At 46.8% G+C, this 4,814-nt stretch carries 7 protein-coding genes; all 7 read right to left on the bottom strand.

The window, feature by feature from the left end; translation table 11 throughout:
* Positions 1–36: 36 nt before the first annotated feature.
* On the bottom strand, positions 37–933 hold the full coding sequence (locus B2X00_RS02915) for a LysR family transcriptional regulator (RefSeq protein WP_290486043.1): 897 nt from the start codon (positions 931–933) through the stop codon (positions 37–39).
* An 18-nt stretch (positions 934–951) separates the two neighbouring features.
* The gene (locus B2X00_RS02910) at positions 952–1,125 is read right to left on the bottom strand and encodes a hypothetical protein (protein WP_290486042.1); all 174 of its coding nucleotides are present in this window, start codon (positions 1,123–1,125) and stop codon (positions 952–954) included.
* Positions 1,126–1,438: 313 nt separating this feature from the next.
* The gene (locus tag B2X00_RS02905) at positions 1,439–2,122 is read right to left on the bottom strand and encodes a DUF799 domain-containing protein (RefSeq protein WP_290486041.1); all 684 of its coding nucleotides are present in this window, start codon (positions 2,120–2,122) and stop codon (positions 1,439–1,441) included.
* Entirely contained in the window at positions 2,122–2,475 is a 354-nt protein-coding gene (locus B2X00_RS02900; RefSeq protein ID WP_290486040.1) for a DUF4810 domain-containing protein, read from the bottom strand. The genes B2X00_RS02905 and B2X00_RS02900 overlap by 1 nt, the downstream gene beginning before the upstream one ends.
* Positions 2,472–2,798, bottom strand: a complete 327-nt coding sequence (locus tag B2X00_RS02895) for a hypothetical protein (RefSeq protein WP_290486039.1) — start codon at positions 2,796–2,798, stop codon at positions 2,472–2,474. The genes B2X00_RS02900 and B2X00_RS02895 overlap by 4 nt, the downstream gene beginning before the upstream one ends.
* 2 nt (positions 2,799–2,800) lie before the next feature.
* Positions 2,801–3,772: a CsgG/HfaB family protein gene (locus B2X00_RS02890; protein WP_290486038.1), complete on the bottom strand. Its 972-nt coding sequence runs from the start codon at positions 3,770–3,772 to the stop codon at positions 2,801–2,803.
* A gap of 415 nt (positions 3,773–4,187) precedes the next feature.
* Positions 4,188–4,556, bottom strand: coding sequence for an outer membrane protein assembly factor BamE domain-containing protein (gene bamE / locus B2X00_RS02885; protein ID WP_290486037.1), 369 nt, complete (start codon positions 4,554–4,556; stop codon positions 4,188–4,190).
* Positions 4,557–4,814: the final 258 nt, after the last annotated feature.

Raw genomic sequence — 4,814 nt, 5'->3', positions numbered from 1 at the left:
GCCAAAGGCGCGAGCTACCCATTGCCATGAGCTGCATCACCCCAACTTTTTTTCCAGGAAATTAATCGTTTCATTAACCGCTGAACTGGCATATTGACGGCTCGCAAATAGTAAACTGACCGGCGTAGGCGGTGGCATATAAGCACTTAAGATTTGTTTGAGCTCACCACTCGTAATTAAATCAGTCACTGAGTACTGAGGTAAAAAGCCAATACCCAGCCCCTTTTGCGCAGCCTGTCGCGTAGCGCGATTCTCATCACTAAAAAAGCGCCCTTTTACCGTTATCGGGATCTCTTTTCCAGAGCGATAAAAGCGCCAGCGACAACCTAAAGCCGATGGATTTCGAGGAATACACCAATGCGCCCCATGTTCTGCTGCTAACTCCTCGGGCGTACTCGGCTCACCAAACCGCTTGAGGTAACTAGGTGAGGCAACGGCAATATGCTGAACAGGTTGAAGTCGCCGATAATACAGCGTCGAGTCGCGCAACTCGCCAAAGCGAATAGCAATGTCGACATCCAGCTCTTTGAATGCAATCACTTCATCAGACAAGGTAAGGTGAATATTGAGTTGAGGATAAAGCGATAAGAGCTCTTCGATTTGAGGTGCCAACTGCGCTGCACCAAAGTTGACCGGCGCAGAAATCGAAACCGTGCCTTTGGGTTCAGATTGATACTCACCCATGTGCTCCTCGGCCAACTGAGCCTCAGACACAATCACCCGACAATGACACAAAAACTGCTCGCCCTCTCCGGTCAGTGACAGTCGGCGGGTCGTCCGTTTAAGTAACTTAACCCCCAAATGAGCCTCTAAACGGTTAACCGCCTTACTCACCGCGCCTTTAGTAATACCAAGTTGCTCCGCCGCCCGCGTAAAACTGGCGGCATCAGCAACCGCAGCAAAGGTCGCCATATCCGACAAGCGCTCAAACATTGCGTCTCCTCAATATATTCAGCAACAATCAGCGCATTTATTTTGCTTACCTCGGCATATCGCATCGTCATAGCCATGCGGCTTAATCATCGGCTGAGGCGGCGTAACATCGACCTTAATATAGCCTTGCGAAAACATCATACCGCGCGACATCTCACCTAATACGCTGATCAGTTTTTTACGATTAAACATAGTTTTGACTCCTGTGATAAGTGACAGGAATCATTTTATTGTTTAAGTATGAGGGATAAAGTGGGCTTATGGAAACTTATTGTTTCCGGTGGGTGATTAATGGATGGTGAAATTTGGTTTTATCAAAGCTTATCGGGTTTACTTATTGTTAGTTGCCGCAACTTAAGTGCTATGCAGCTCAGGGATATCCAACATGAGAACATAGTTGCGAATATTATCAACGAAGATGGTAACACTATCAAAAATGAAAAATAGCAAATAAAACGCTGTTCGATTAGCACCTTGCACTAAGGCACAAGGTGCTTACTTACCATTATTGCGTATTTACCTGTTTATAATACTCGTCGTACACAGGGCTATAAGGACCCGGCGGTAGGCCGCGTTGCTGGTTGTAAAAGGTCTGAAAGTTAGCAGTGCGAGTTAACGGCAGATAATTGGGTGCCGCACGCTCAATCGCGGCGGTTACCGCCATGCTAATCAAGTCAGCCAACGGATTACCGGTGCTGTTCTGATTGTTCGGATTGTAACTCAGTTGTTTACGTGCCTGCCATAACTCAGCGCCGTCAGCGTTAACCAAACGATACTCGAAATCGACTGTCGTGGTTGTTGTGAGCAACATGTATTGTGATGTCCACTCATGAATCGTCACATACAAAACTGTGTCTGCACCAAACATCGTCGCCAGGCTCTCAGGTGGAGCTGCGTGTACTTCTGCCGGCTCGTAATAGCCCTCATTTTCGAGCAAAGTTTTAACGGTATTCACTGGGAATACATAGTAACCGCGCTCTCCTAGTACCATCGGTAACGTCGCCAACACCGACGTCGGTGCCTGCACATCAATGGTTTCGTTATTAACCGGTACTACTAAAATCGAACGCGGTTTTTCCTCATGTAGCGGTTGTAAAAACGCGTTGTCTGGACCCGGTGCTGCACAACCAGCTAAAGTCACGACAACCACTGTACTGATAACCGCACGAAAAATTTGTTTTAATGACATCACTGGGTACGCTCCTCAAGGTTATTAATCAGCGTGGTCATTAACGCCTCACTTTCGGGCCAATGTTTACGCTCCAACTCGTAAAAAGCAATCGCCTCTTTGGCTTTACCTCGATTAAGCATGAAAGTACCCGCCTCAGCGTATAGACCCGGGGCAATGGTTTGTTTGCCGGGCTCATATTCGCGCACAAACACCAAATAATTATCAAGCATTTCTTCTTTTACCGCCGGCTCGTGATAATTGACAAATAACGCTTCCTCGTAATTACCCCATTGGTACAAACCGTTGTTACTCGCACAGCCACTTAACAGACCTACCAAGCCAAGCGCCGTTAACAGTTTACGTTGAATCATTCACCCACCTCCAACTTGTAGCTAGTGCTCTCACCAAAATAATCACGCTTCGAATACAACACAGTAGTGCCATGGCGCACCTCAATAACGTGCTCACCAATCAGCACAGGCACCGAACTTTCTGGGTAAGCGAATTCAGCTACCGAGCCAAAACGTTGGCCGTCGACGTAAACTTCAGCTTGCTCAGCCTCAATATTATCGTATTGCCAAACAAAGCTGATTTGGGGACGATCATCAACAACTTGCGTTTCTTGATGCGGTTGATATGCACACGCCGTGGTCAATAAGGACAGTGACGCCGCAAATAAGAGTGCTATTTTCATGGTTATTCTCCCATCTCGACGACTTTCAGTTCACTAACGTCATGGCCGTCAATGCTACCTTCGGTCAACACCCCGAAGGCACCCTGATCAAGCTCGGTACGGCCAAAGGTATCGGCAATTTCCAGCACGCCAACTCGCTTGCCCGGTAAAGTGATAGTACTACCCGTGGTGCTTGATTTGACCTTTTTACCCTTGGTCATCACCGCAAAGGTCTGACCCTTTTTAACGCCTTGCGCTTCGCCGCCACTAATAAACACCTGGCCATTTTCAACAGCCAGTACATCGGCAGACCACGGTTTGTCTAACAGCAGCCTAGCCATCTTGGCGACCGCTGCATTAACCGCTGCCCCAATGGCTTTATCGTTGAGCGAGCCGTCGTAACCGGATACTGAACCAAAGCCCATGGTGCGTGACTGCTCGGTTGACGAGCTGCCGGTGCCGGTAACAGAAGCAACTACTTGACCAGTGCTGACATCCACTAACCGAATATCAACGGTGGCAGTGGCCTCCTGTTTGGCACTGCTGGATAAGAAACCGCGCTCGCCGGTGGTGGCGCGACCAAATTCTGTAAGCGATCCAATAACCAATGTATCGACACCAACCATTTCGTCGGGCTTGTTTTGCAACTTAGTTTCGTTTTTCAGCAAGCCCAGATCCTGACGTTCGAAAATCAGAAAGTTATTGGTATTTACAATGGCCTGACTGAATATGTCCGCAATTTTTTTATCGAACTTACCCTCGTCGGCACCGCGCAATAGTGAGCGGCCATAATTGGTTTCGTTGGTTAGGCGACCTACAGCAATTTTACGTTTTAGGGTGACCGCTTCTGGCGCTTGATTTTGCACTTGTTGTTGTGCGGCAGCTTGTGCAGACTCGTTAACAGCCGGCTTAGCGGGGCTTTGGGTGGGTGACTGTGACGCACAGCCGACCATCAATACCGCTGAAATTGTCAGCGGAAACACTCTCACTTTCATAAAAACTCCGTTTTGTGGAAATTCCGATAGAATCCCGAAGATCGTAACACAGATGTTATAAATATGTTGTTTTAATATAAGCTTTTTTAACCAACTGCTTAAATGGCAAACTGTCATCTAACAACTTCAAACATAAATATTCTAGACTGGTACAGGGAAAGTATTACGGCTGTTAAACATACACCAACAAGAATTGTGCACCAGGGAAATAAAGGTAGTAAGACCGGTTGTGGATTCAACACTAAAAAACATTCAAGTCATTGGGTCGACTCACATGAAAAAATTAATTGTGATAAAAAGGTTGTAAAAGCTGACCTTGTCTGGAGTTCTTCAGTTTTTTTCAGAAAGCTCGGTAGTTGAAGTTGTTCCATTGTGGCGAGGATATCTTATGATCCTCGCCTTAAAATTACGCGCTTTAATTTGAACTTAGTCCCGAGCTCACGTCTTGCGTGGTGTCGTTGAACTGATAATTCTTTAGAACGCCATCCTCAGTGAACCACATTTGTAAGGTTTGAATATCAGAAGTAGCTCCACCCACAAAAGCGCCGACGATAGGGATAAAAGACTCGCCTTTCACCTGAGTTCTACTGAAAACGTACATGAAATACGACTCACCTTCAGATGTTATTCCCGCCGATGTCGGCGAGCCTAATTGATTTTTAACTTGATCTTGGGTCGTAACACCCTTTTCCATTTGCTTTACAGCAGCCAAATTTATAGGTGTACCGGATGAAGCACAGCCGCCCAAGAACACTATAAAAAACGCCAAAGTTAACCATCTCATATAACTCTCCATGTTATTTATTCCCTTATGAGTGAATATTGAGGTTGAATGAATAGAGTTAAAATGTCTAGGACCTTTTTCGCCGAGCTACCTAAAAACGCGATAGTCCCCTAGGGCGGGGGATTCCGAAAAGCGGTGAGGCCCGGAATCAGAACATGCCCGAAGCACAAAAGGCCAATGAGTGGGCATAAAAAAAGCCGCTCAAATGAGCGGCTTTTTATGGAATTGGTGGAGCTGGCGGGAGTTGAACCCGCGTCC

Origin of the sequence: Idiomarina sp. UBA3162, assembly GCF_002364475.1 — a bacterium.
GTDB lineage: Bacteria > Pseudomonadota > Gammaproteobacteria > Enterobacterales > Alteromonadaceae > Idiomarina.
The sequence above is the reverse complement of the archived record's forward strand: the minus strand, read 5'-3'. Positions and strand labels throughout refer to the sequence as shown.